We start from the raw sequence: 26,759 nt of genomic DNA on the forward strand, positions 1-26,759 counted from the left end.
AGCGGAGCGGTGGCATGAGCGCCAACGGTGGGACGAAGGCGATTGTCGCCGCCCTGCTGGCCAACATCGGCATCGCCGTCACCAAGTTCATCGCGTTCCTGCTCTCCGGCTCGTCGTCGATGCTGGCCGAGGCGGTCCACTCGGTCGCCGACTCCGGTAACCAGGGCCTCCTGCTGCTCGGTGGCAAGCGGGCGAAGCGCGCGGCCACCCCGGAACACCCGTTCGGGTACGGCCGGGAGCGCTACATCTACGCGTTCATCGTGTCCATCGTGCTGTTCAGCATCGGTGGCCTGTTCGCGCTCTACGAGGCGTACCACAAGTGGGGCCACAAGGGCGGCATCGAGTCCTGGCACTGGCTGCCGGTGGTCGTGCTGGTGTCGGCGATCATCATGGAGTCGTTCTCCTTCCGGACCGCCATCAAGGAGTCCAACCACGTCCGGGGCAACCAGTCCTGGGTGCGTTTCATCCGCCGGGCCAAGGCGCCGGAGCTGCCGGTGGTGCTCCTGGAGGACTTCGGCGCGCTTGTCGGTCTGGTGTTCGCCCTGTTCGGTGTCGGCATGACGCTGATCACCGGCAACGGCCGGTGGGACGCCGCGGGCACCGCGATGATCGGCATCCTGCTGGTGGTCATCGCCGTCGTGCTGGCCATCGAGACGAAGAGCCTGCTGCTCGGTGAGGGCGCCGAGGCGTCCGAGCTGGCCACCATCGAGCGGGCCGTCACCGACGGCCCCGAGGTGGAGCGGATCATCCACATGAAGACGCTCTACCTGGGCCCGGAAGAGCTGATGGTGGCCGCCAAGATCGCCGTTCCGGAGTGGGAGAGCGCCCACGATCTGGCGCGGGGCATCAACGCCGTGGAGGCGCGGATTCGCGCCGCGGTGCCGATCGCCCGGGTGATCTACCTGGAGCCGGACGTCTACAGTGCCGCTGCCGCCGAGGCCGGCACCGGCGCGGCGGCCGACACGGCCGCGCCGCAGGACGCCTCGGGCGAGGCGGCCGGGCGGCCCGGGGGCTGAGCTGTGGAGCCACTCTACGGACCGATTCGCGACTACGCCTGGGGATCCCGCTCGGCCCTCGCACTCCTGCAGGGTCGGGTGGTGCCCAGCACGGGGCCGGAGGCGGAGCTGTGGCTGGGCGCCCACCCGGGCGCTCCGGCCAGAGTGGACCGCGCCGGCCTACGGGTGAGCCTCTGCGACCTGGTGCGGGACGAGCCGGGGCAGTGGCTCGGTCAGCGGGTCTCCGAGCGGTTCGGCGGCCGGCTGCCGTTCCTGCTCAAGGTGCTCGCCGCCGATGCTCCGCTGAGTCTGCAGGCCCACCCGGACGCCGAACAGGCGCGGGCGGGCTACGCGGGGCAGGCCGGGCTTCCCGAGGGCCAGCGCAACTATTCCGACCCGCATCACAAGCCGGAGTTGCTGGTCGCGCTCACGCCGTTCGAGGCGCTGTGCGGTTTTCGGGATCCGGCGGAGTCGGCCGAGGCGCTCGCCGCGTTCGGCGTACCGGAGTTGGCGCCGGTGGTCGCCGCGTTGCGGGCCGGGCCGGCGGGGTTGCGGACGGCGGTGCGGACGCTGCTCGGCTGGCCGGTCGCCGGGCGTCCCGAGCTGCTGGCCTCGGTGGTGGCGGCGCCGGTCGACGGCCCGGACGCGGAGTTGGCCCGCCGGCTGGCCACGGCGTACCCGGCGGATCCGGGCGTGCTGGTGGCGTTGCTGCTGCACCACCTGCGGCTGGTGCCGGGGGAGGCGATCTGGATGCCCGCCGGCAACCTGCACGCCTACCTGAGTGGCTGTGGCGTGGAGATCATGGCGGCCAGCGACAACGTGCTGCGGGGTGGGCTGACCCCGAAGCGGGTGGACGTCGACGAGTTGCTGCGGGTGCTTCGCTTCGAGGTGCTCGACGAGCCGGTGCGAGCTGCGCTGCCGGTGGGTCCAGGTGTCGAGTGTTGGCCGGTGCCGGTGGATGATTTCGCGTTGCACCGGGTGCGGGTGGGCGCGGCGGTGCCCTTGGTCACGCTGCCGTTGCCCGGCCCCCGGGTGGTGCTCTGCGCCGCTGGCGCGGTCACCGTGGACGACGGCGCCGGTGCGGTGACGCTGGCGTCCGGCGAGGCGGCGATCGGCACCGCGGCCGGCGAGCCGCTGCGGATCAGCGGCGACGGCGAGGCGTACGTGGCGACCTCCGGATTGCGCTGACCCGTCCGCGCCAGCGACGACACAAGTCCGACTTTTCCGGAATAGCTTGACGGCGAGTTGCCTGAGTGTGACTCTATGAGTACGCAGCGTTATCGCGACGACGGTCCGAGAACGTGCGGGGAACCAAACCGGGGGGATGCACGGGGCGGGCGGGACGTGGGCGGGAAAGTCCGTTCATCACCGACCGCCCCGTGCGCTGTCCGTGGCCGTGCCGGACAGGTGCCGACGGCGCGCGTAAGGTGGAGGGTCGGCGTAGACATCGTTCGACAGGAGCTTTCATGACCAGCACCCTCCCGGCGTCCCCCAGCGGTACGCCGTCCGAGGCCCGGCCAAGCACCCTCGCCGAAGGCGACTTCAAGGTGGCGGATCTGTCGCTCGCCGAGTTCGGGCGTAAGGAGATCCAGCTCGCCGAGCACGAGATGCCCGGCCTGATGGCGATTCGACGTGAGTTCGCCGAGGCGCAGCCGCTCGCCGGCGCGCGGATCACCGGCTCGCTGCACATGACCATCCAGACCGCCGTCCTGATCGAGACGCTGGTCGCCCTTGGCGCGCAGGTGCGCTGGGCTTCCTGCAACATCTTCTCCACCCAGGACCACGCCGCCGCGGCGGTCGTCGTCGGCCCGAACGGCACCGCCGACGCCCCCGCCGGCGTCCCGGTGTACGCGTGGAAGGGCGAGACCCTCCCGGAATACTGGTGGTGCACCGAAAAGGCGCTTACCTGGCCTGCGGGCTCGGCTGGCGATACCGGCGAAGCCGGCAGTGGCCCCAACATGATCCTCGACGACGGTGGCGACGCCACCCTGCTCGTGCACAAGGGCACCGAGTTCGAGAAGGCCGGGGCGGTCCCGCCGGTCGAGTCCGCCGACTCCGAGGAGTACGCGGTCATCCTGGAGTTGCTGCACCGCTCGCTCGGCGAGGACGGCCAGCGCTGGACCCGGATCTCCGCCGGCATCAAGGGCGTGACCGAGGAGACCACCACCGGCGTGCACCGGCTCTACGAGATGCACCGCGCGGGCACCCTGCTCTTCCCGGCCATCAACGTCAACGACTCGGTGACCAAGAGCAAGTTCGACAACAAGTACGGTTGCCGGCACTCGCTGATCGACGGCATCAACCGGGCCACCGACGTGCTGATCGGCGGCAAGATGGCCGTCGTCATGGGCTACGGCGACGTGGGCAAGGGGTGCGCCGAGTCGCTGCGCGGCCAGGGCGCCCGGGTCGTGGTGACCGAGGTCGACCCGATCTGCGCGTTGCAGGCCGCGATGGACGGCTACCAGGTCGCCACCCTGGACGACGTGGTCGAGCAGGCGGACATCTTCATCACCGCCACCGGTTGCTTCGACGTCATCACCAACGAGCACATGGCCCGGATGAAGCACCAGGCCATCGTCGGCAACATCGGCCACTTCGACAACGAGATCGACATGGCCGGTCTGGCCAAGCGTTCCGACGTGGAGCGGATCAACATCAAGCCGCAGGTCGACCTGTGGCGGTTCGCCGACGGGCACGCCATCATCGTGCTCTCCGAGGGTCGCCTGCTGAACCTGGGCAACGCGACCGGGCACCCGAGCTTCGTGATGTCGAACTCGTTCGCCAACCAGACGATCGCCCAGATCGAGATGTTCACCAAGACCGAGGAATACCCGATCGGCGTCTACGTGCTGCCCAAGCACCTGGACGAGAAGGTGGCCCGGCTGCACCTGGGCGCGCTCGGCGCCAAGCTGAGCACGCTGACCAAGGAGCAGGCCGCGTACCTGGGTGTCTCGACCGAGGGTCCGTTCAAGCCGGACCACTACCGCTACTGATCAACGCACGTCCGGACCGGGTCGGCTGTGCGCAGCCGGCCCGGTTCGTCGTCTTCACCCGGAGTCGGCGGGGTCAGCCCGAACGGGAGTCGCGGCGGGTGGGGCGGAACCACGTCCAGACGCACCAGGCCAGCCAGGCGAGCGACACGACTGTGGCCAGCGCCCGCAGGCGCAGCGCGCTGAGCAGCAGGACCACGGCCAGCACCGCCAGCCACGGCAGGAATCCCTTCACGGCGGCATCCTGCCACAGCCGAAGGGGCGGTGTTCGTCGCCGACCGGCCTGGCCTGCGGCGCAGGGGTCGAGTGAGCTTTTCGTGTACGACTTGACGAGGCTCCTGAGCAGGGAGCAAGGTATGCCTGCCCTAAGTTGGTTGAGGCGTACCTGATGAACTCGGAGCCCGGATGTTCGCCACCTACCTGATCGGCCTGCGGGAGGGTCTGGAAGCCACCCTGGTGGTCAGCATCCTGGTCGCCTTCCTGGTGAAGTCGCAGCGCCGGGACCGGCTGCCGCAGGTCTGGGCGGGCGTCGGCCTGGCCGTGGCGCTGTCGGTGCTCTTCGGCTGGCTGATCGAGTACACGTCGACCTCGCTGTTCTCGCGCTACGAGGACCGGGAGCTGTTCGAGGCGATCACCTCGGTCGCCGCCGTGGTCTTCGTCACCTGGATGATCTTCTGGATGCGCCGGGCGGCCCGGACCATCGCCGGCGAGTTGCGGGGAAAGTTGACCGAGGCGCTTGCCGTCGGCTCGTTCGCGGTGGCCGGCATGGCCTTCCTCGCGGTGATCCGGGAGGGTATGGAAACCGCGCTGATCTTCTACTCGGCCGCCCAGGGCGCGGCCGGTGACAGCGGGCCGCTGCTCGCGTTGATCGGCGGCATCGTCACCGCCGTGGTGCTCGGCGCGCTGCTCTCCGCCAGCGCCCTGCGGATCAACCTCACCAAGTTCTTCACCTGGACCGGCGCGCTGCTGATCCTGGTGGCCGCTGGCATCCTCAAGTACGGCGTCCACGACTTCCAGGAGGCCGGTGTCCTGCCCGGCCTGAACGACCTGGCCTTCGACATCACCGGGGCGCTCGACCCGAGCACCTGGTACGCGGCCCTGCTCGCCGGCATGTTCAACGTGACGCCCGCGCCCACCGTGCTGGAGACGATCGCCTGGATCGGGTACGCCGTGCCGGTCCTTCTGCTCTTCCTGCGACCGGCCCGCCGCAAACCGGCACCCGCCGCGAAAACCACAGTCACCGAGCGCGGAGCCGACACCGGCACCGAGGCCGAGGCCGAGGCGGCAGCCACGCCGCAGCGTGCCTGACCCCACGAGGAGAGACAGCTCAGATGCGCACCACCCGATTTTTCGCGCTGGCCGCCGTCGGCGTGCTGGCGACGGCCGGTCTGGCCGCCTGCTCCGACTCCGACAAGGGTGACCCGGCCGCGTCCGGCGGACCGATCGTGGTCAAGGCCAACGACACCGCCTGTGAGGTCGGCACCACCGACCTGGGCGCCGGCACCGCCACCTTCAAGATCACCAACTCCGGCGCGAAGGTGACCGAGTTCTACGTGTACGCCGACGGCGACCGCGTCATGGGCGAGGTGGAGAACATCGCCCCGGGGCTGAGCCGTGAGTTGCACGTGGAGCTGCCCGCCGGCACCTACCAGACGGCCTGCAAGCCCGGGATGAGCGGCAAGGGCATCCGGGGCGCGCTCAAGGTCAGCGGGTCGGCGCAGCCGCTCACCGCCGACGCCGCGTTGGCTGGCGCGGCCGAGAACTACCAGCGCTACGTCAAGAGCCAGACCGACGCGCTGCTGGACAAGACCGAAGAGTTCGTCACCGCGGTCAAGGCCGGCGACGTGGCGAAGTCCAAGACGCTCTACCCGGTCGCCCGCACCTACTGGGAGCGGATCGAGCCGGTGGCCGAGATCTTTGGCGACCTCGACCCCAAGATCGATGGCCGCGAGGAGGTCATCGAGGAGGGGATGGAGTTCACCGGCTTCCACCGGATCGAGAAGGACCTCTGGCAGTCGGGTGACATCAGCAAGGACGGCCCGATCGCCGACCGCCTGCTGGTGGACGTCAAGGAGATCGTGACCAGGGCCAACGCCGAGAAGCTCTCCCCGCTCCAGCTCGCCAACGGCGCCAAGGAACTGCTCGACGAGGTGGCCAGCGGCAAGATCACCGGCGAGGAGGACCGCTACTCGCACACCGACCTGTGGGACTTCGCCGCCAACCTCGAAGGTTCCAAGGCCGCCGTCTCCGCCCTCCGCCCGGCCCTTCAGCAGCGCTCGCCGGAGCTGGTCACGCAGTTGGACACCGAGTTCGCGAACGTCGAGGCGCTGCTCGGCAAGCACCGCGACGGCGACGGGTGGAAGCTGCACACCGCACTGAGCAAGGCCGAGCTCAAGGATCTTTCCGACGGGATCAACGCGCTCGCCGAGCCGATCAGCAAGGTCGCCGCAGCCGTCGCGAAGTGACCTTCCGGCAGAAGGAGTCGAGTTGATGAGTGGGAGCAGGTTGACCCGGCGTCGGGCCATCACCCTGGCCGGCGCCGGGGTGGCCGGGGTCGCCGGAGTGGCGGCTGGCGCGGGGGCGCTGCTGAACGGCTCCCACGGACCGGCCGCGGCGAGCGATCACCCGGCCGGGGCGGTGCCGTTCCACGGTGAGCACCAGGCCGGCATCGTCACCCCGGCCCAGGACCGGCTGCACTTCGTCGCCTTCGACGTGATCACGAAGGATCGGACCCGGCTGGTCGAGCTGCTCGAGGAGTGGTCCGCCGCCGCCGCCCGGATGACCGCGGGGCGGGACGCCGGCATTCTCGGCGCGGTCGGCGGAATGCCGGAGGCCCCACCGGACGACACCGGCGAGGCGCTCGGCCTGCCCCCGTCGCAGCTCACCCTCACGATCGGCTTCGGGCCGACGTTGTTCCGCGACGCCGACGGGCGGGACCGCTTCGGCATCGCCGACCGGCGGCCCGCCGCCCTGGCCGAGCTGCCGAAGTTTCCCGGCGACGCCCTGCAGGCGCAGCTCTCCGGCGGTGACCTCTGTGTGCAGGCGTGCGCCAACGATCCGCAGGTCGCGGTGCACGCGATCCGTAACCTGGCCCGGCTCGGCATGGGTGTGGTGAGCGTTCGCTGGTCGCAGCTCGGCTTCGGGCGTACCTCCTCGACCTCCCGTGACCAGGCCACCGCGCGAAACCTGTTCGGGTTCAAGGACGGTACGGCCAACCTCAAGGCCGAGGACACCGAGCTGCTGCGCGACCAGTTGTGGGTGCAGCCGGGTGACGGGCCGGACTGGATGACGGGCGGCTCGTACCTGGTCACTCGTAAGATCCGGATGCTGGTGGAGACCTGGGACCGGACCTCTCTGGCCGAGCAGGAGGAGATCGTCGGCCGGACCAAGGGCAGTGGCGCCCCCCTCGGCCGGACCGACGAGTTCGACGAGCCGGACTTCACCGCGCGCGGCGCGGACGGCAAGCCGGTGATCGCCGAGCACGCGCACGTGACGCTGGCCCACCCGAGCCGCAACAACGGCGCCCAACTGCTGCGCCGAGGCTACAACTTCGTCGACGGCTCGGACGGCCTCGGCCGGCTCGACGCGGGCCTCTTTTTCATCGCCTACCAGCGCGACCCGCGCCGCCAGTTCGTGCCGATCCAGACCCAGTTGGCGCGGCACGACGTGCTGAACGAATACCTGCGGCACGTCTCCAGCGGCGTGTTCGCCTGCCCGCCCGGGGTACGCGACGGCGGCGACCACTGGGGGCGCGCGCTCTTCGGCTGACCCGGGGTCAGGTTGGCGACAGCCGGCCCCGGCCGCGGCTGCGGTGGCGCCGAGTGCCGTCGAAGGGGGATCATGGTGTCAGCCTGGGCCGGAGCCCCTCATCCGGGCCGGGCACCGCAGCCCGTGGCGCCGCCGCCTCGGGTCGCGAGGAGCGCTTCTGTGGCGGCACCCTGCGTTACCGGCGGACGCCGGTCCCACCGAACCGAATGAGGATGCAATATTAATCCCATGAGAGCCCGCGTACTGGTGGTCGACGACGACCCCGCGCTCGCCGAGATGCTCGGCATCGTGTTGCGCAGCGAGGGCTTCCAGCCCTCCTTCGTGGCGGACGGCGAGCGGGCGTTGGCCGCCTTTCGTGACAGCCGTCCTGATATCGTGCTGCTCGACCTGATGCTGCCTGGTATGAGCGGTATCGACGTCGCCCGGTCGATTCGGGCGGAGTCCGGCGTGCCCATCGTCATGCTGACCGCCAAGAGCGACACCGTGGACGTCGTGCTCGGTCTGGAGTCCGGCGCCGACGACTACGTGGTCAAGCCGTTCAAGCCCAAGGAACTGGTCGCCCGGATGCGGGCCCGCCTGCGCCGAGGCGAGGACGTGGCTCCCGAGATGCTGACCATCGGGCCGCCCGACAACGAGATCACCATCGACGTGCCCGCGCACACCGTCAGCCGCAACGACGAGGAGGTGAAGCTGACTCCGCTGGAGTTCGACCTGCTGGTCGCGCTCGCCCGCAAGCCGCGTCAGGTCTTCACCCGCGAGGTGCTGCTGGAGCAGGTCTGGGGCTACCGGCACGCGGCCGACACCCGCCTGGTCAACGTGCATGTCCAGCGACTGCGCGCCAAGATCGAGCCGGACCCGGAGCGACCGGAAATCATCCTCACCGTGCGGGGCGTGGGATACAAGGCGGGGACCGGATAGCCTGGTCGCACTGTGTCGACTTCGCCGCCCCCACACTCCCCGAGCACGGCTGCCCGCCGGCCCAGCGCCGGTGGGGAGATCTGGCGCGCGGTGAGCGGCCGGGTCGCCCGGGTGGTGGGCCGCGTGCACCAGACCTGGCGGCGCTCCCTGCAGGTCCGGGTCGTGACCATCACGCTTGTCGCGTCCAGCCTGCTGGTCGGCGGTTTCGCGTTCGTGATCGCTGACAAGATCACCACCATCCTCCTCGACAACGCCCGCAGCGACGTCCGACAGCGGGTGATCAGCGGTGCCAGCTACGCGGCCAAGCAGGTCTCCCTCTACGGCCAGTCGCAGGAGGCGCAGCTCCAGGAGACCATCGACGGCACGGTCAACTACCTGGCCGGCGGCGACCCCCAGCAGACCAGCGGGGTGGTGGTGGCGATCACGGCCGACGGCTACCAGAACGACATCCAGACCCGCACCTCGCCATCGGTGAACGTCCAGTCGTTGATCAGCCCGGAGCTGCGGGCCACGATCGCCGACGGCAAGGTCGCCAGCCAGATCCGCACCGGGCGGCTCACCGGCCAGTCCACCAAATACCTGGTCTACGGCTCGCCGGTGCCCACCCGCTTCGGCCAGATCGAGCTCTACTACCTGGTGCCGTTGACCCGGCAGGACGTCACCGCCGCCGACGCCCGAGCCACCGTCGTCGCCACCGGGGTCGCCCTGGTGATCCTGCTCGGGCTGCTCGCGGCGCTCGTCACTCGGTTGGTCGTCAACCCGGTCCGGGTCGCCGCACGGACCGCCCAGCGACTCTCCGCCGGCCTGCTCGACCAACGCATGGTGGTCAACGGGGAGGACGACCTGGCCCTGCTCGCCGCCTCCTTCAACCAGATGGCCACCAACCTGCAACGGCAGATCCTGCGCCTGGAGGAGATGTCCCGACTACAGCGTCGGTTCACCTCCGACGTCTCGCACGAGCTGCGTACCCCGCTGACCACCGTACGGATGGCCGCTGACCTGATCTTCGCCGAGCGCGACGAGTTCGACCCGGCGGTGGCGCGCAGCGCCGAGCTGCTTCAGGCCGAGTTGGACCGCTTCGAGGAACTGCTCACCGATCTGCTGGAGATCAGCCGCTTCGACGCGGGTTTCGCCATGCTGGACTCCGAGCCGACCGACCTGGTGCCGGTGGTGCACCGGGTGGTCGACCGGCTGGGCGGCCTGGCCGAGCGGGTGGGCGTACCCATCGAACTCGACCTGCCGGGCACTCCGGTGATCGCCGAGGTCGACCCGCGCCGGGTCGAGCGGGTGCTGCGCAACCTGGTCGGCAACGCCGTCGAGCACGGCGAGGCCCGACCGGTGCTGATCACCCTCGGCGCGGACGAGACCGCCGTGGCGATCACCGTCCGCGACCGTGGCGTGGGGCTCAAGGCGGGCGAGGAGAAGTTGGTGTTCAACCGGTTCTGGCGAGCCGACCCGTCCCGGGCACGGCAGACCGGAGGCACCGGGCTGGGCCTGTCGATCAGCCTGGAGGACGCCCGGCTGCACGGCGGCTGGCTGGAGGCGTGGGGTGCACCCGGGCAGGGCGCGCAGTTCCGGCTCACGCTGCCGGCCCGCGCGGGAGACCGGCTGACCACCTCGCCGCTGCGCCTGGTGCCGGCGGACGCCGCGCTGCCGTTCGGCGGTCCCCGCGACGGTGGCCCGCTGGCCATCGGGCCCGGCACCGGCGGGGCACTGGCGATCGACCCGGCGCCGGCCGGGGACGGACAGCGGGCGGAGGTGCGCTCATGAGACGGCCGACCCTGGTCGCGGCGCTCGGCGTGGTGGTACTGCTGGGCGGTGGCTGCGGCATCCCGGCGGCGTCCGACGTGCGGGTGGACGGCAAGGGCGGGACCGCGACGGAGGCCGGCGCGGTCAACGGTCCCGGCAACGAGCCGCCGACGCGAACGGCCAGCGGCAGCGTCAACGAGGCGTTCGTCCGCAACTTCCTGTCCGCCGCCGCCGGAGAGCCGGATCGGGCGTACGAGCGGGTCAAGGCGTTCATCGCCCCGGAGCACAAGTCCCGCCTGCAGGAGAAGAAGGGCAGCGAGGTCGCGCTGAACGTGGTGCGGCTGCGTGAGGCGGTCTACACCCTCAACAGCGACTCGACCACCACGGTGAAGATCACCGTGCAGCAGATCGGCGTCCTGCGGGCCAACGGCACGCTTGCGCCGCCGGTGGCGACCGAGACGGAGTACGAGTTCGGGATCCGCAGCGCGGCGTTGAACGGCGCCGTGAACGACGAGCGGGCCGGGTTGTACATTTTCGACCCGCCGAACGTGTTGCTGCTCAGCGACGCCGCCCTTCGTCGCTACTACCAGGACGAGTCGATCTACTTCTGGAGTTCAGACCGCACCCGCCTCGTGCCCGACCAGCGCTACCGGCCGCTCGCGGTGCCGGACGAGCGCCGGGTCAACGAGGTGGTGAAGTGGTTGGTCGGTGGTCCCTCCGACTGGTTGCGCCCGGGTGTCGTCGGGCTGCCCGATCGCACCGAGCTGATCAACAATGCCACCGGCGGCAACGGCCGGTGGGAGGTCAACCTGGACATGTCCGGCGACGACCAGAACGGGATCGACCAGTTGATCACGCAGATCGCCTGGTCGTTGGGGGACCTGCCGGGTCAGCTGGAGCTGAAGATCCGCAACAACTCGCTGCCCGTACAGGACCTGAGCGAGCGACGGAACTCCGATCAGCTCTACCCGATCGCCGAGAGCCCGCAGCGGTTCGGCCTGTATGAGGGCGCCATCCACCCGCTCGACTTCGGCAGCGAACTCAGCGGCACCGTGCCGCTGGCGCCCGAGGCCAACCGCAACATCGTCTCCGCCGACCTGGCCATGGCCAAGGAGCAGCGGGTCCTCGCCGCGTTGGTGGTCACCGGCAGCAGCGACGGCCGGCGCCGCCTCGCGGTGGGTGCGGGTGCCGCGCCGGTCTCCGTCCCCTTCCGCAGCACGTCCGAATTCTTCTCGATGAGCCGTCCGGTCTGGTTGCGTTCGGTCGACGCGCGCCCCGGCCGCGGCCTGGTCGTCGCCGACGGGCAGCTCTACCGGTTCGACGAGTCGGCGCGGATGTATCGGGTGCCCCTCAACCTGCCCGCCGACGTCAGCGCGGTGGCTGCCGCGCTGGACGGCCAGCGGGTCGCGCTGATCGCCGGTGGCCGGCTCTACGTCGCCGCGGTGAACCTGGACGGCGGCGGCGTCTCCGTCGGCCCACCCCGCCAGCTGGCCACCTCGCTGACCGCCCTCACCGCTGTCGACTGGGGCAGCGAGGACCAACTGGTGGTGGCGGGGTCCGTCGGTCAGCCGGCGATCTACGAGATCAGCGTCGACGGCGCACTGGAGACGCCGCTGCGAACCGACCTCGGCGCCAAGGTCAACCACCTGACGGCGTACCCGACCAACCGCATCGTCCGGGTGCCCAGCGGGGCCTACATGTACGAGGCGAACGGGGTGGCCTACCGCAGCAGCCCCTTCGAACGGATCGAGCCCGGCCGCGTACGCGACATCGCCCCGGTCCCGACAGGTGTCCGCCCGAGCAACCCGTCGGCGCCGTTCTTCCTCTACTGACCGGGTGACGTGGTGACCGGGCTCTGGGCGGACCTCGCCGACCTGGTGTTGCCCACCACCTGCGCGGGTTGTCGGGAGCGTCGGCCCGGCCTGCGGCACGGTGTCTGTCCGGCCTGCGTGGCAAACCTGGGCGCGCTGCGCCCACGGTCGGTCCGTCCGACGCCCGCGCCGCCGGGCCTGCCGTCCTGCGTCGCCCTCGGCCCCTACGCCGGTCCGCTGCGCGAGGCTCTGCTGGCGTACAAGGACCACGGCCGGCACGCTCTGGCCCGGCCGCTCGGCGCACTGCTCGCCGAGGTTGTCGCGGCGGCGGTCGGCGTGGCTCGTCCCGTGGCGCTGGTCCCGGTCCCGGACACGGCGGCGGCAGCCCGGTCCCGGTACGGGGACCACCTGGACCGGTTGGCCCGGCACTGCGCGGCGCGGCTCAACCAGGGCGGCTGGACGGCGCGGGTGCACCGCCCGCTGCGGGCGCTGCCCCGGCCCGACTCGGTAGGCCTGGACAGCGCCGGGCGCGCGGCAGGGGCCGAGGCCGCCTTCCGGCCGCGCGCCACCGCGAGTAGGGGGCGTGCCGCGGGCGCACCGGTCGTGGTGCTGCTCGACGACATCGTCACCACAGGCGTGACCCTCGCTGCCGCGACCCGGGTGCTGAGCGCGACCGGATGGGTGCCGAGTGTCGCCGCGGTGCTCGCCGCGACCCAGAAAAGACACCTCTCGTAACCGACTGTGTTTCCGTTTCACCCGTTGGTGTGTCAGCTGCGAAAATCCTGGGAGTCTCGGCAACTTGGGGTGACTGCCGGGCAAACAGGAGTTAGCGTTTCGCTGTCGGGGGTAGGAGGCCGTTCCACCACCCTCGGCGGTGAGAGGAGGCGTAGCCGTACCAGCCGGTCGACGCCAGCGGGTCCCCCTACGGCGCGCGACCGGGTTGCCGGATCGAAGACCGTCCGAACAAGGGAGGTCACGTGGACATCGTGGTCAAGGGCCGAAACGTCGAAGTGCCGGACCATTACCGGGTACACGTAGCCGAGAAACTCGCAAAGATCGAACGCTACGACCACAAACTGATTCGCGTCGATGTCGAGTTGTTTCACGAGCGCAATCCGCGCCAGGCCGAACACTGCCAGCGGGTGGAGATCACCTGCGTTTCCAAGGGCCCGGTGATGCGGGCCGAGGCCTGCACTAACGACTTCTACAGCGCACTCGACGCGGCCATCGCGAAGCTCGACACCCGACTGCGTCGTGCGGCCGACCGCCGTCGCGTACACCGGGGGCGGCACGCGCCGATCTCCGTCGCCGAGGCCACCGCGGGCCTGCCGGTCGCCGACCTGGCAACCAGCACGCTGAGCGCGTCGCTCGACGGTGCCCGCGCCGGCACCGTCGTCGCGGAGCGGGTCGAGGAGGAGCAGGACGACCAGCCGTGGCACATCGCCCGGGAGAAGGTGCACCCGGCGGAGCCGATGACGATCGACGACGCGCTGTTCGAGATGGAACTTGTCGGCCACGACTTCTACCTGTTCCAGGACAAGGAGTCCGGCCGCCCGAGCGTCGTCTACCGCCGCCACGCCTACGACTACGGCATCATCTCCCTCGCCACCTGACCACCAGCCGATCCGTGGTCACGGGGTTGTGGTGGGGGAGCCCGGCACAACCCCGTGAACCACGGTGACGTCAGCGCCGCTCCGCTGGCAGCAGCGCGAAGGTCAGGTCGTCCAGCCGGGTGCCCGCCAACCCGGGCAGCCGGCCACGCTGTAGTGCCTCGCGCCGGAACCCGACCCGCTCCAACACGCGGTGCGACGCGGTGTTGTCCGGCACCGTGCCAGCGGTCAGCCGGGCGATACCAGCCGGCCCGAACGCCCAGTCCGCCAGCAGCCGGACCGTCCGGGTCGCGTACCCGCGGCCGCGCCAGGCGGGCAGCAACGCGTAGCCGACCGACGCCTCGCCGGCTGCCACGTCGGTGTACGACAGCCCGCAACTGCCCACCGGCTCCCCGCCGGCCACGTCCGTGATCAGCAGTCGGGCGATGTCTCCGGTCAGCCACCCGCTCTCCGCGAGACGACACCGTCGCTCGATCGCCTCCCGCGTCGGCGGCACGGGCGGCGCCTGGTTCGCCACCACCTCGGGTCGGCTGTGCAGCCGGTACATCAGCTCGGCGTCGTCCGGCGCGAGCCGGCGCAGGCTCACCACCTGGTCGGTGAGCACCCCGCCGGGCAGGTCGGGCAGCAGCCGGGCGACCGGTCCGGGCGGGTCGTCGGCGAGGCGTACCCAGGCCAGCAGGTCGTGCCGACCCCCCTCGCGGCCCGAACCGGCCGACCGGCGCGAACCCTCGTAACGGAAGCCGGCGGCCAGCGCCGCCCGCTGGCTCGGGCCGTTCTCCGGGTCGGTGAGCAGCTCCAGTCGAACCGTTCCGGTGGCGAACGCGTGCTCGCTGAGCGCGCGGGTGGCCGCGACGGCCAGTCCGCGCCCACGCGCCGCCGGCCGCAGCCAGTAGCCGATCTCGGCCTGGCCCCGCTGGGACACCGGGTTGCTCAGCCCCACCGCGCCGAGCAGCCGGTCGGTGGCCGGGTCCGCGACGGCGTACGCCGCGCCGCCGCCGGTCCAGACCGCCGGGGCACCGACGTCGATCCACCACCGGGCATCGGTCCGGCTGTACGGCGTGGGCAGGTTGGAGACGAACCGTTGGGTCAGCGGGTCCGCGCAGCCGTCGACCACGTCGGCGGCGTCCTCGGCCCGAAAGGGACGCAGCCGCACGCCGTGCGCCTCGACGACCTGCCGCAGGGCCATCAGACCAGGTCCCCGGCGAGCAGCGCGCCCACCCACGCGTCGACCCGTTCGCCCCGGTGCTGCACCCCGCCCCGGGCGGTCCCCTCGATCGTGAAGCCCGCCTTCTCCGCCACCCGGCGGGAGGCGGTGTTGCCCACGTTCGCCTTCCACTCGATGCGGGCCAGGCCCAGCGCGGCGAAGCCCCAGGCGCTGAGCGCGACGAGCGCGGCCGGCATGTACCCCCGGCCACGCGACGCCGGCGCGGTCATGAAGCCGACGTCGGCCAGCAGGGCGTCGGTGGGGGAGAGCCGCAGGGCGATCGTGCCGGCGTACGTGTCGTCCGGGTCGGCGACCACGAAGCAGGCGGCCCGGCCCCGAGCCCAGGTGTCCTGGCCGTAGACCTGGAACCCCTGCGCGTCGGCCAGCTCGTACGGGTCCGGCACGGTCGTCCAGCGGATGGACTCCGGGTCCCGGCAGGTCTCCACCACGGCATCCAGGTCCTGTTCCTCCATCGGCCGCAGACGCAGCTCACCGGCCTCGACGGTGGCGAAGAGGGTGGGCTGCGGGCGGCCGAAGACCGCGGCGCGCCGGGCGGCGAGGGTGCCGGGACCGGCCGGCCCGGTCGCCCCGGGCTCGGGGACCTCACCGGGCAGCAGCGAGCCGATCCAGCCGTCCGCGTCGGACCGCGTCGGCGGGTTGGCCAGCCGCAGCCGGCCGTCGATCCGGAAACCGGCCCGGAGGGCGACCAGCCGGGAGGCGTGGTTGCCCACCTCGGCGTGCCAGATCAGTCGGCGCAGCCCGAGGGTGTCGAAGGACCAGCGGGCCACGGCCCGGGTGGCCCGGACCATCACGCCCCGGCCGCGTGCCCAGGGGGCGGTCCAGAAACCCACCTCGCCGGTGCCGTCCCGCTCGATGGAGACCAACCCGCACGAGCCGAGCAGTTCACCTGTCGCTGGGTCGCAGACCGCGAACGGCGCCTTGGTGCCCCCCGCCCAGGCTGTCTCGCTCATCTCGGTCACGAAGTCGAGGGCGTGTTCGGGCCGATATGGGCATGGCACAGTGGTCCAGTACTGAATGTCCGGATCCTGGCACGCCCGGTATACCGCCTCGGCGTCGGTGCCGCGCCAGGGCCGCAGCAGCACGCCGTCCTCGATGATCTCCACGGGCTCCACCCGTGCATCGTGCCGCACCGTTCGCCGACGGCGTAACCGGATAACGTTCGAGGGGTGCGCAGGACGCGAATTATGTCGGGTTCGGCGGAGTCGGCCACCGCCACCAGTGACCATCGCGCCGATGGAGCGCCTACGATGGTTCGAGACTGTCTAGGGGAGCGTTGATCCGTGTCGATTCTGGAAAAGGTCCTTAACGCGGGCGAGGGCCGCATGGTGCGCCGGCTCAAGGCCATCGCCGCCGCCGTCACCTCGATCGAGGACGACTACGTCAACCTCACCGACGAGGAGCTGGCCGGCATGACCGACCAGTTCCGGGAGCGGCTGGCCGACGGGGAAACCCTCGACGACCTGCTGCCGGAGGCGTTCGCGGTGGCCCGCGAGGCGGCCGCTCGGGTGCTCGGCCAGCGTCCGTACGACGTCCAGGTGATGGGCGGCGCGGCGCTGCACTTCGGCAACATCGCCGAGATGAAGACCGGTGAGGGCAAGACGCTGACCTCGGTCATGGCCGTCTACCTCAACGCGCTGTCCGGCAAGGGCGTGCACGTGATCACGGTCAACGACTACCTCGCCCAGCGTGACGCGGCGTGGATGGGTCGGGTGCACGAGTTCCTCGGGCTGACCGTCGGCGTGGTGCTGCCCAACCGGCCGGCCACCGAGCACAAGGCCGCCTACGAGTGCGACATCACCTACGGCACCAACAACGAGTTCGGGTTCGACTACCTGCGCGACAACATGGCCTGGTCGAAGGACGAGCTCGTCCAGCGCGGCCACAACTTCGCGGTGGTCGACGAGGTCGACTCCATCCTGATCGACGAGGCCCGCACCCCGCTGATCATCTCCGGCCCGGCCGAGCACTCGGCCCGCTGGTACGGCGAGTTCGCCGGGGTCGTGGCCCGGCTCCAGCCCGGCACCGACGGCGAGGGCGACTACGAGGTCGACCACTCCAAGCGCACCATCGCGGTGACCGAGCGGGGTGTCGCCAAGGTCGAGGACCGACTCGGCATCGACAACCTCTACGAGTCGGTGAACACGCCGCTGGTCGGCTATCTCAACAACGCCATCAAGGCCAAGGAGCTCTACAAGCGCGACAAGGACTACATCGTCAGCGACGGTGAGGTCCTGATCGTCGACGAGTTCACCGGTCGCATCCTGCACGGCCGTCGCTACAACGAGGGCATGCACCAGGCGATCGAGGCCAAGGAGGGGGTGGAGATCAAGCAGGAGAACCAAACTCTTGCCACCATCACCCTGCAGAACTACTTCCGCCTCTACGAGAAGCTGTCCGGGATGACCGGTACGGCGCAGACCGAGGCGAGCGAGTTCAACAAGGTCTACAAGGTCGGTGTCGTGACGATCCCGACCCACCGCCCCATGGTTCGCGCGGACCGGCCGGACGTCATCTACAAGACGGAGAAGGCCAAGTTCAACGCGGTCATCGAGGACATCGCCGAACGGCACCAGCTCGGCCAGCCGGTGCTTGTCGGCACCGTCTCGGTGGAAAACTCCGAGATCCTCTCCCAGTTGCTGCGCCGACGGGGCATCCCGCACAACGTGCTGAACGCCAAGTTCCACGCCCGGGAGGCCGAGATCGTCGCCCAGGCCGGGCGTAAGGGCGCGGTCACCGTGGCCACCAACATGGCCGGCCGCGGCACCGACATCCTGCTCGGCGGCAACCCCGAGTTCCTCGCCGCGAACGAGCTGCGCCAGCGCGGCCTCGACCCGCTGGAAAACGAGGAAGAGTACGCCAAGGCGATGGAGGAGGTCCTTCCCACGTGGAAGCAGGCCTGCGACGTCGAGGCGGACGAGGTCTCCGCCGCCGGTGGCCTCTACGTGCTGGGCACCGAGCGGCACGAGTCCCGGCGGATCGACAACCAGCTGCGCGGTCGCGCCGGCCGGCAGGGTGACCCGGGCGAGTCCCGTTTCTACCTGTCCCTGCAGGACGAGCTGATGCGGCGGTTCCGGGCCGGGGCGGTCGAGGCGGTGATGGAGCGCTTCAACATCCCGGAGGACGTGCCCATCGAGTCGAAGATGGTCACCCGGCAGATCAAGAGCGCCCAGGCTCAGATCGAGGGCCAGAACGCCGAGATCCGCAAGAACGTGCTGAAGTACGACGAGGTGCTCAACAAGCAGCGCCAGGTCGTCTACGCCGAGCGTCTTCGGGTGCTCAACGGTGAGGATCTCTCCGACCAGGTCCGCAACATGATCGACGACACCGTCGAGGCGTATGTGCGGGGGGCCACCTCCGATGGCTACGGCGAGGACTGGGACCTCGAACAGCTCTGGTCCAGCCTGAAGCAGCTCTACCCGGTCGGCGTGACGATCGAGGAGTTGGAGGAGGACGCCGGCGGCTCGCGGGCCGGTATGGACGCCGACTTCCTGGTCGCCCGCCTCAAGGAGGACGCCAACGCCGCGTACGACAGGCGCGAGGAGGAGGTCGGCACCGAGGGTGTGCGTCAGCTCGAGCGGATGGTGCTGCTCCAGGTCATCGACCGGAAGTGGCGCGAGCACCTCTACGAGATGGACTACCTCCAGGAGGGCATCAACCTCCGGGCGTACGCCCAGCGCGACCCGGTGGTGGAATACCAGCGCGAGGGCTTCGACATGTTCGCCACGATGATGGACGGCATCAAGGAAGAGACGGTCGGCTTCCTCTACAACATCGACGTCCAGGTGACCGAGCCGGAGCCGGACGCGGGCTCGGAAGAGGTCGCGCTGCTCGACAAGCCGGTGGAGATCCGGGCCAAGGGCCTCAACCAGGCACCGCGGCGGCAGGGCCTGCAATACTCGGCTCCCACCATCGACGGTGAGGCCAGCCCCGGCGCTCCCGTCATCGAGCAGGCCGAGCAGCAGGCTCCGGCGCTCGGTGTGGGCCGCCCCGCCCCGGGCGCTCCGGCGGCACCGGGACGGACCGCCCCGTCCGCCCCGCAACGGCCGGCCGCCGGTCTGCGCGGCCCGGCGGTTCCGTCGGCCGCTTCCCGTCGGCCGTCAGCCAACCAGGCGGAGGCGAGCAACGGCCCGTCCCGCAACGCGCCCTGCCCGTGTGGCTCGGGCCGCAAGTACAAGCGCTGCCACGGCGCTCCCAACGGCGGCAACTGACCAACAGCACCTGACGAGCGGGTCCCGGCCAGACAGGCCGGGACCCGTTCGTCGTCTCCGGTCCGCACGCGCCCGGTCACACCGCGCGCCGCGGCACCGCAGGCCCCGGGCCGTCCGTGGGTCTGCCCCGCGCGCCGATGATCGACTCGACATCACGCAAGTCGGGGGTGTCAGCGACCGGCTGATGGCCCGACTACCTGAAACGCGAGTCGATCAGGCCCGCCCCGCCCGGGGCGGCGGGCAGGTGGCGGTCAGAGGACGTGCAGGGCGGTGCAGAGCCAGCGGCCCCGACGGTGCTCCAGGCGGAGTGCCATGGCCCAGCTCCGACCGCCCGCGCCGGTGAGAACGGCCGCCGCCTCGACCGCGGCGTCCCGGGGCTCGCAGACCCGCATGCGCAGCAACCGGACCAGGGGTCGACCGGCACGGCGGCGAGGTGCCCCGGCCCGCCCGGACGCGCAGGTCGAGCCGGTCAGCAGCTGACCTGCTCGGGCCAGCTCGGTCAGCAGGTCGGTCGCTTGGGCCGGGTCGAGCAGTGCCCGCACCTGGGCCGGGGACCGGTAGCCGTTGATCACCTCCAGGCAGGTGCCGACGAAGCGATGCGCGGCTCGGGTGGCTTCCGGGGCGGTCGCCGGTGGTAGCGGCGTCACCGGGTGGGTGGTGGACCGGCTCGGCACCGGGCGGAGGGCACTCCGGCGCTCCGCTGGTCGGACCGGGTCTGGCCGGGTCGAGGCGAACAGGTCCAGGGCGAGCTGGCCGTGGACGGCCGCTGGCCAGTACGACCCGTCGGCCTCGTCGGCGTACGGCGGATCGATGGGCGGGACGGGGCGCAGCCGCACGGGCGGTCGGGAAGGGCCGGGTCGCGCCTCGCTCATCATGGACCCCTTCGATCTTGCGTTTGCCTTCGTTTGCCTCCGACAGCCCAATTCTCGGTGAGAAAGCGGCCGCCGTCAATGGCCCGACGACCATCGCGTCCCTCACCGGCGTGATCCACTCGGTTGTGCCAAAGGCGCGGTATCAGCCCGGGCTGGACACCCCGCTTTCCAGAAAACGGAGTAGATCAAGCGCGCTGCGGTAGGTGTCGGGCTGGGTCGTGGAGGAGGGGCGACTACTCCGGATCGCGGTCAACCAGCGGGTTGCTCTGCACCCACTCGGCGGTCTCGGAATACTTGCGCGCTATGTACTCCTCCAGCCGTGCGCGCTCGACGCGCCACTGGCCCCGTCCACCGATCTTGATCGCCGGCAGTTCACCGCTGCGCACCATGTGGTAGACCTGCGAGTCCGACACGTTCAGCTCGGTGGCGACGTCGGAGAGCAACAGGAACCTTGGCTGCACACGAACTCCCGGGGTCGATGTCGTTTGGCTCAGTTTGCCATCGACAGCCCAGCCCGCCCAGCACCTGGCCGGTCCACCGGAGGTCGACCGCACGGGACACACCGCACGGGACACCGCACGGGACACACCGCACGGGACACCGCACGGGACACACCGCACGGGACACACCGCGCGGGACACACCGCACGGGACACACCGCACGGGACACCGCACGGGACACACCGCACGGGACACACCGCGCGGGACACACCGCACGGGACACACCGCGCGGAAACTTCCGCCGGCCGGAGTCGGGGTGTATGACGGTCACGGCGTGCGGGATGATCTGCGCCCGTGCCGGCGGAACGCCGGCGCAGGACGAAGCGGGGGAGACGACCGGTGAGCGATGACCGAGTCCGGGTGTACGTGCCGGCGACCGTACCGATGGTGACCCGACTGCGCGCGGAAGGGCTGGCCGCCGACCAGGCGCACGCGGTGACCCCGGCGCTGCGCGAGTGGTACGCCGAAGGCGACGAGGAGGAGTTGGAGTACGTCGCGTTCACCCGGGCCGCCCAGGAGGCGCTGCACCTGCTGCGGGCCGATCCGACCGCTCCCCGCCGCCGCGTCGTCGTGTCGGTCGACCTGCCGGCGAGCGCGCTCGGACGGGGCGACGGTGAGTTGGGGTCCAGCACGGTGACGTTGGCCGAGGCCGTGCCGGTGGCTGCCGTCGCGGCCCTCCACGTGGACGGCACGGACGCGGTCGAGGATGTCGCCGCGGCGGCCGAGGTGGTGGCCGAGGCGGCCGCCGGCGATCCCGACGCCCAGTTCACCGTCGACGGCGCGGAGGACCACGAACTGGAGTGGTACGACGTGACGGAGCTGGACCTGCTGCTGAACGGGGCCAGCTGAGCCGGCCAACGGGAGGTCGCGCAACATCCTTGTTGTCGTGGCATCCCCCTGGACCGACACCACTGCAACAAGGATCGAGCACGATCTCGGGGCGAGACCGCGACAGGTGACGCCCTACCGGGCGACTGTCAGCGGGCCGGGTTCGTCTTGGCCGGGTCCGCCTTGGCCGGGTCCGCGTCGAACGCCTCGGCCGGGTCCGGCTCGTCGTCCTCCGGGTCGACCTGGTTCGCCACGGCGTCCGGGCTGCCGGCCGAGTCGTCGTCGGTCTGAGCCGGGCCGAGCGTGCGGCCGAACGCGATAAGCGCGGTCAGCGCCCCCACGAAGAGCACCCAGATCCCGTTGTCCACCCGCGAGGTGCCCAGCGAGGTCTGCGCCACCGCGTCCGCCTCGCTGAGCGCGCTGGCCAGGTCGAGCAGCGACCGGCCACCGACTCGGATGATCACCTCGGCGAGCAGCAGGAGCAACCCCGGCCCGGCACCGGCGAGCAGGTACGCCGGCCAGCGCAGCGCCCGAGCGGCAGGGTCGCGGCGGACCGCCCGGCGTCGCGCCCAGCTCAGGTAACCGAAGGCGAGCAGACCGGCGAGCAACCCCGCGACGAGCGACTCGGTGCGGGACACCCACTTGGCCGCGTCGACCACCGACCGCTGGCTGTCGCCGGCCCCGAAGAGGTCGAACAGCGGGTCCCGGGCCTGGCTGAACGCGACCACGAAGACAAGCGTGCCCAGCGCGGCGGTCACGATCGCACCGATCGCCGGGGCGGTCCGCGCGGCGGCCACCGCGCCACCGATGATCGCCGCGGCGGCGGTGGTGCCGGCGATCACGTTCGTCGTCGAGGTATCGAAGTAGGTGAGGTTGATGGCGACCGCGGCCGCCAGCCCGACAAGCATTCCGCCGCCGATCGCCCCGGCGAAGCGCAGGGTGGCCCAGTCGCCGTACCGGCGGGCCAGCAGGTTGCCGCCGGCCAGCGCGACGGCCGCCCCGCCGACCAGCGCGGCCGAGATCACGCCGGGCAGGGCGAACGCGGAGAGACTGATCGCGGTCACCCCGGCCGCCGCCGAGGTGATGGCCTCCCGGGTGGACCAGAGCATGGCGGCCAGCCAACCGAGCGCCAGCAGTGCGAGCACCGCCGCGCCGGGCGCGGGCAGCGGCAGGCTGCTCGGGCTTGCCGCGTCGGCCGCCGGCTCGTGCGACTCCGCGGCCGGGACGCGGCCGGGCTGCTTGGTCATCGTCTCCCCTTCGAGGCGGCAGGTCACCGACCATTCAGGGTACGCGGTTCGGCTGGGCGCTCCGCCGCCGCGGACGACCGCGACACCTGCGGCCCACCGGTCCCGCCGAGGCGCAGCACCGCCCAGCAGGGCCCGGCGCGGAGGACGCGGTGGCGCACGGAACGCGGGCCGGGTTGCCGGATCGAACCCGGTCGGTAAGGAGAGCAGGGGTGGGTCGGTCCTTGGCCGAGGGCGATGGCGGAGGCAGGGTGCGCAGCCCTTCATGGGAGAATTACGGGAGGTCCCGCCGCTGCTCGGCCCTCCCGTGCGGCGACCGGTGTCCGACCGTCCGGTCGGTGCCCGCGGGTCCGGTTTCGCCACTGCTGTCGAGATCGCCAGGAGCCTTGATGGATGCCGTGTTCTCCGTTCCCGAGCCGCGCAACGAGCCGGTTCGCAACTACGAGCCGGGCAGCCCCGACCGGGACCGGCTCCAGCGGCGGCTGACCGAGCTCGCCGCCGAGCGCATCGAGCTGCCAATGACCATCGGCGGTGAGCAGCGGATGGCCGGCGGTGAATCGATCGACGTGGTGCAGCCGCACCGGCACGCGCACGTGCTGGGCGTGACCGCGCACGCCACCCACGAGGACGCGCGCTCCGCGATCAGGGCGGCCAAGGATGCCGCTCCGATGTGGCGGGCGCTGCCCTTCGAGGAGCGGGCGGCGATCTTCCTGCGCGCCGCCGAGCTGCTCGCCGGCCCGTGGCGCGACACCCTCAACGCCGCCACCATGCTCGGCCAGTCGAAGACCGCGATTCAGGCGGAGATCGACTCGGCGTGTGAGTTCATCGACTTCCTCCGGTTCAACGTGCACTTCGCCCGGCGTCTGCTGGAGGAGCAGCCGGCGTCCTCCCCCGGCGTCTGGAACCGCTTCGACCACCGCCCGTTGGAGGGTTTCGTCTACGCGGTCACCCCGTTCAACTTCACTGCCATCGCCGGCAACCTGCCGTCGGCGCCGGCCCTGCTGGGCAACACGGTGATCTGGAAGCCGGGTCCGACCCAGCAGTTCGCCGCGCACTTCACCATGCGGCTGTTCGAGGCCGCCGGCCTCCCGCCCGGTGTGATCAACATGGTCACCGGCCGGGGCGAGGAGGTCTCCGACGTGGTGCTCGCCGACCCGGACCTGGCCGGCATCCACTTCACCGGCTCGACGAAGGTCTTCCAGCAGTTGTGGCGGACCGTCGGCGACAACATCGCCCGTTACCGGGGCTACCCGCGCCTCGTCGGCGAGACCGGCGGCAAGGACTTCGTGGTCGCGCACACCAGCGCCGACGTGGACGCCCTGCACACCGCGCTGATCCGCGGCGCGTACGAGTACCAGGGCCAGAAATGCTCGGCGGCCTCGCGGGCGTACGTGCCGCGCTCGATCTGGGAGGGTGGGCTGCGTGACCGGCTGGCCGCCACCACCGACTCGCTGACCTACGGTGACGTGGCCGACTTCGGCAACTTCGGTGGCGCGGTGATCGACGACAAGGCGTTCGCCCGGCACACCGCCGCGCTGGAGCTGATCGGTGGCGACGACTCCTGCCGGGTGCTGGCCGGTGGCACCGCCGACGACTCGGTCGGCTACTTCGTCCGGCCGACGCTCTTCGAGTGCGGCGACGCCGCCCACGAGACCTTCACCACCGAGTACTTCGGGCCGATCCTGGGCGTGCACGTGTTCGACGACGCCCACTTCGACGACGTGGTGGCGCAGGCCGAGTCGATCGCCCCGTACGCGCTGACCGGCTCGGTGTTCGCCACCGACCGCCGGGTGGTCGACGCGGTCGCCGAGCGCATGCGGTACGCGGCCGGCAACTTCTACATCAACGACAAGCCGACCGGCGCGGTGGTCGGGCAGCAGCCCTTCGGCGGTGCGCGGGCCAGCGGCACCAACGACAAGGCGGGCTCCTGGCTCAATCTGGTCCGCTGGGTGTCGCCGCGGACGATCAAGGAGACCTTCGTGCCCCCGACCGACCACACGTACCCCCACATGGGCTGACCTGCGGCGACGACCCGCCGGGGGCACGCGGTGCCGCCGGCGGGTCGGCCGAGGGTCGTGATCCATCGACGGTCCGCAACGGACAGTCTGCCGCCGACAGTGCACTTAGGAAGTCCTGTTGGGTGGCAAACCGGCAAATCCTGGACGCCGGGTGCGCAAAGTGGCAGCGTAGGGGGCATGGCGGATTCCGGAGTCAACCCTACGGCGGCGGCCCTGCTCGGCCTCCTCCACGAGGGCCCGATGACAGGCGGTCAGTTGATGGCCGCCGCTGAGCGCCGTCTGGCGCCGTACTGGTCGATGACGCGCAGTCAGGTCTACCGCGAGTTGCCGGTGCTGGCCGAGCGCGGTTTCGTGCGGCTCGGGAAGCCGGGACCGCGGATGAGCCAGCCGTACGCGCTCACCGCCAGCGGAAAACGGACATTTTCTCGCTGGCTGGCCGAGAACCCGGGGCGGGACACCATCCGCAACCCGATCGCGCTGCGGATGGCCTTCGGCAACCTGCACTCCGCCAGCCAGCTCAAGGGCCTGTACGCCTCGGCCAACGAATACCACACCGAGGCCCTCGCCCAGGTCCGGGAGCAGGTGAAGAACGCCAAACGGGATGGCGAGACGTACGACGCCAGCGCGCTGGAGTTCGCCGTCGCCTATCACCGTGCTGCCCTGTCCTGGTTGAAGTCCGCGCCGGTCGGGTGATCTGCGGCGGGTTCGCCCGAAGAAGAGGAGCTGCTCAGCGCGGGGTGGCAGAGTGCCGCTTTCGCGCCGGACCGCGGGGCTCGCAAGCTCAATCGTCGTCCGCGCAGTACGCTTACCTGTCGTGACCGCTGCCGATTACGCCGAACAGCTCAAGGAACTCGACGCGACCCTGCGAAACATCGAGGCCGTCCTCAACCTCGACCGACTCCACGAGGACAAGGCCCGCCTCGAGCAGGAGGCTTCCGCCCCCGACCTGTGGGACGACCAGGCCAAGGCTCAGCAGGTGACCTCGCAGCTGTCGTACGTCAACGGCGAGATCAGCAAGCTGGGCAGCCTCCGGTCCAGCCTCGACGATGCCCAGGTTCTGCTGGAGCTGGCCGAGGCCGAGTCCGACCCGGGTGTGCTGACCGAGGTCGAGTCGGAGATCACCGGGCTGACCAAGGCCATCCAGGAGATGGAGGTCCGCACCCTGCTCTCCGGCGAGTACGACTCCCGGGAGGCGCTGGTCGCCATCCGCGCGGGCGCCGGTGGCGTGGACGCCGCCGACTTCGCCGAGATGCTGCTGCGGATGTACCTGCGCTGGGCGGAGCGGCACGGCTACCCGACCGAGGTCTACGAGACCTCCTACGCCGAGGAGGCGGGTCTGAAGTCGGCCACCTTCGCGGTCAAGGTGCCCTACGCGTACGGCACGCTCAGCGTCGAGTCGGGCACCCACCGGTTGGTCCGGATCAGCCCGTTCGACAACCAGGGCCGCCGCCAGACCAGCTTCGCGGGCGTCGAGGTTCTGCCGGTCACCGAGCAGACGGACAGCATCGACATCCCCGAGAACGAGTTGCGGGTGGACGTCTACCGCTCCTCCGGCCCCGGTGGGCAGAGCGTCAACACCACCGACTCGGCCGTGCGGTTGACCCACATCCCGACCGGCATCGTGGTGACCTGCCAGAACGAGAAGTCCCAGCTACAGAACAAGGCCTCCGCGCTGCGGGTGCTCCAGGCTCGGCTGCTGGAGCGTAAGCGGCAGGAGGAGGAAGAGAAGATGGCCGGCCTCAAGAGCGGCAGCACCAGCTCGTGGGGCGACCAGATGCGCTCCTACGTCCTGCACCCGTATCAGATGGTGAAGGATCTCCGAACCGAGCAGGAGACCGGCAATCCGAGCGCGGTGTTCGACGGCGATTTGGACGGTTTCATCGAGGCGGGCATCCGTTGGCGCAAGCAGCGGCAACTCGCCGGCGACGGAGCGTGACGACACGCGGGCGGAACGCGTCGTCGATCTCCAGGTAGAGGCCTGATTCGACGACTCGTGCCGGATCGGCGGGGCGTGGGGCTTGGC

22 protein-coding genes are annotated in these 26,759 nt (G+C 70.9%); 16 read left to right on the forward strand and 6 right to left on the reverse strand.

Going from position 1 to position 26,759, the window contains the following annotated elements:
- The first annotated feature begins 14 nt into the window (after positions 1-14).
- The 3 genes from ACFYPM_RS04540 to ahcY all read left to right on the forward strand — a co-directional run bounded on the left by ACFYPM_RS04540 (position 15) and on the right by ahcY (position 3,988).
- Positions 15-1,016 (forward strand): cation diffusion facilitator family transporter, encoded by a 1,002-nt coding sequence (locus tag ACFYPM_RS04540; RefSeq protein WP_387191176.1) that lies wholly within the window; start codon positions 15-17, stop codon positions 1,014-1,016.
- A gap of 3 nt (positions 1,017-1,019) precedes the next feature.
- Positions 1,020-2,183 carry a mannose-6-phosphate isomerase, class I gene (gene manA / locus ACFYPM_RS04545; protein ID WP_387191178.1) on the forward strand — a complete coding sequence of 388 codons (1,164 nt, stop codon included), beginning with the start codon at positions 1,020-1,022 and terminating at the stop codon, positions 2,181-2,183.
- 278 nt (positions 2,184-2,461) lie between these two features.
- Positions 2,462-3,988: an adenosylhomocysteinase gene (gene ahcY / locus ACFYPM_RS04550; protein WP_387191180.1), complete on the forward strand. Its 1,527-nt coding sequence runs from the start codon at positions 2,462-2,464 to the stop codon at positions 3,986-3,988.
- Between the two features lie 73 nt (positions 3,989-4,061).
- Here the strand turns inward: ahcY and ACFYPM_RS04555 are convergent, their stop codons facing one another.
- Positions 4,062-4,220, reverse strand: a complete 159-nt coding sequence (locus ACFYPM_RS04555) for a hypothetical protein (RefSeq protein ID WP_357376384.1) — start codon at positions 4,218-4,220, stop codon at positions 4,062-4,064.
- Between the two features lie 170 nt (positions 4,221-4,390).
- Between ACFYPM_RS04555 and efeU the strand changes: the two genes are divergently transcribed.
- From efeU to hpf, 8 genes are all read left to right on the forward strand, one after another.
- On the forward strand, positions 4,391-5,293 hold the full coding sequence (gene efeU / locus ACFYPM_RS04560) for an iron uptake transporter permease EfeU (protein WP_387191182.1): 903 nt from the start codon (positions 4,391-4,393) through the stop codon (positions 5,291-5,293).
- A 23-nt stretch (positions 5,294-5,316) separates the two neighbouring features.
- The gene (gene efeO, locus ACFYPM_RS04565; protein ID WP_387191184.1) at positions 5,317-6,450 is read left to right on the forward strand and encodes an iron uptake system protein EfeO; all 1,134 of its coding nucleotides are present in this window, start codon (positions 5,317-5,319) and stop codon (positions 6,448-6,450) included.
- 25 nt (positions 6,451-6,475) lie between these two features.
- Entirely contained in the window at positions 6,476-7,753 is a 1,278-nt protein-coding gene (efeB, locus tag ACFYPM_RS04570) for an iron uptake transporter deferrochelatase/peroxidase subunit (RefSeq protein WP_387191185.1), read from the forward strand.
- Positions 7,754-7,981: 228 nt separating this feature from the next.
- Positions 7,982-8,671 (forward strand): MtrAB system response regulator MtrA, encoded by a 690-nt coding sequence (gene mtrA / locus ACFYPM_RS04575; RefSeq protein WP_387191187.1) that lies wholly within the window; start codon positions 7,982-7,984, stop codon positions 8,669-8,671.
- A gap of 12 nt (positions 8,672-8,683) precedes the next feature.
- Positions 8,684-10,441, forward strand: coding sequence for an MtrAB system histidine kinase MtrB (gene mtrB, locus ACFYPM_RS04580; RefSeq protein WP_387191189.1), 1,758 nt, complete (start codon positions 8,684-8,686; stop codon positions 10,439-10,441).
- Positions 10,438-12,252, forward strand: a complete 1,815-nt coding sequence (locus tag ACFYPM_RS04585) for an LpqB family beta-propeller domain-containing protein (protein WP_387191191.1) — start codon at positions 10,438-10,440, stop codon at positions 12,250-12,252. The genes mtrB and ACFYPM_RS04585 overlap by 4 nt, the downstream gene beginning before the upstream one ends.
- A gap of 9 nt (positions 12,253-12,261) precedes the next feature.
- Positions 12,262-12,966 (forward strand): ComF family protein, encoded by a 705-nt coding sequence (locus ACFYPM_RS04590; protein ID WP_387191193.1) that lies wholly within the window; start codon positions 12,262-12,264, stop codon positions 12,964-12,966.
- 242 nt (positions 12,967-13,208) lie between these two features.
- Positions 13,209-13,844, forward strand: coding sequence for a ribosome hibernation-promoting factor, HPF/YfiA family (hpf, locus tag ACFYPM_RS04595; RefSeq protein WP_387191195.1), 636 nt, complete (start codon positions 13,209-13,211; stop codon positions 13,842-13,844).
- 70 nt (positions 13,845-13,914) lie between these two features.
- Here hpf and ACFYPM_RS04600 read toward each other — a convergent pair whose 3' ends face one another.
- Entirely contained in the window at positions 13,915-15,027 is a 1,113-nt protein-coding gene (locus ACFYPM_RS04600; protein ID WP_387191197.1) for a GNAT family N-acetyltransferase, read from the reverse strand.
- Positions 15,027-16,178: a GNAT family N-acetyltransferase gene (locus ACFYPM_RS04605; protein ID WP_387191199.1), complete on the reverse strand. Its 1,152-nt coding sequence runs from the start codon at positions 16,176-16,178 to the stop codon at positions 15,027-15,029. The genes ACFYPM_RS04600 and ACFYPM_RS04605 overlap by 1 nt, the downstream gene beginning before the upstream one ends.
- A 168-nt stretch (positions 16,179-16,346) precedes the next feature.
- Between ACFYPM_RS04605 and secA the strand changes: the two genes are divergently transcribed.
- Positions 16,347-19,274, forward strand: coding sequence for a preprotein translocase subunit SecA (gene secA, locus ACFYPM_RS04610; protein ID WP_387191201.1), 2,928 nt, complete (start codon positions 16,347-16,349; stop codon positions 19,272-19,274).
- Positions 19,275-19,525: 251 nt separating this feature from the next.
- On the opposite strand, the gene ACFYPM_RS04615 is transcribed toward secA, so the two are convergent.
- Complete coding sequence (locus ACFYPM_RS04615) at positions 19,526-20,149, reverse strand: Rv3235 family protein (protein WP_387191202.1); 624 nt, start codon at positions 20,147-20,149, stop codon at positions 19,526-19,528.
- A gap of 230 nt (positions 20,150-20,379) precedes the next feature.
- Positions 20,380-20,607, reverse strand: a complete 228-nt coding sequence (locus tag ACFYPM_RS04620; protein ID WP_387191203.1) for a helix-turn-helix domain-containing protein — start codon at positions 20,605-20,607, stop codon at positions 20,380-20,382.
- A gap of 378 nt (positions 20,608-20,985) precedes the next feature.
- Here ACFYPM_RS04620 and ACFYPM_RS04625 point away from each other — a divergent pair, with 378 nt between their 5' ends.
- The gene (locus ACFYPM_RS04625) at positions 20,986-21,495 is read left to right on the forward strand and encodes a DUF6912 family protein (RefSeq protein ID WP_387191205.1); all 510 of its coding nucleotides are present in this window, start codon (positions 20,986-20,988) and stop codon (positions 21,493-21,495) included.
- A gap of 128 nt (positions 21,496-21,623) precedes the next feature.
- Here ACFYPM_RS04625 and ACFYPM_RS04630 read toward each other — a convergent pair whose 3' ends face one another.
- Complete coding sequence (locus ACFYPM_RS04630; protein ID WP_387191207.1) at positions 21,624-22,721, reverse strand: hypothetical protein; 1,098 nt, start codon at positions 22,719-22,721, stop codon at positions 21,624-21,626.
- A gap of 386 nt (positions 22,722-23,107) precedes the next feature.
- Between ACFYPM_RS04630 and pruA the strand changes: the two genes are divergently transcribed.
- From pruA to prfB, 3 genes are all read left to right on the forward strand, one after another.
- Positions 23,108-24,736: an L-glutamate gamma-semialdehyde dehydrogenase gene (gene pruA / locus ACFYPM_RS04635; RefSeq protein WP_387191209.1), complete on the forward strand. Its 1,629-nt coding sequence runs from the start codon at positions 23,108-23,110 to the stop codon at positions 24,734-24,736.
- A gap of 177 nt (positions 24,737-24,913) precedes the next feature.
- Positions 24,914-25,429, forward strand: coding sequence for a PadR family transcriptional regulator (locus ACFYPM_RS04640; protein ID WP_091393967.1), 516 nt, complete (start codon positions 24,914-24,916; stop codon positions 25,427-25,429).
- Between the two features lie 121 nt (positions 25,430-25,550).
- Positions 25,551-26,672, forward strand: a complete 1,122-nt coding sequence (prfB, locus tag ACFYPM_RS04645; protein ID WP_387191211.1) for a peptide chain release factor 2 — start codon at positions 25,551-25,553, stop codon at positions 26,670-26,672.
- Positions 26,673-26,759 lie beyond the last annotated feature (87 nt).

Origin of the sequence: Micromonospora sp. NPDC005203 (genome assembly GCF_042872705.1) — a bacterium.
In the GTDB taxonomy this organism is placed as follows: domain Bacteria; phylum Actinomycetota; class Actinomycetes; order Mycobacteriales; family Micromonosporaceae; genus Micromonospora.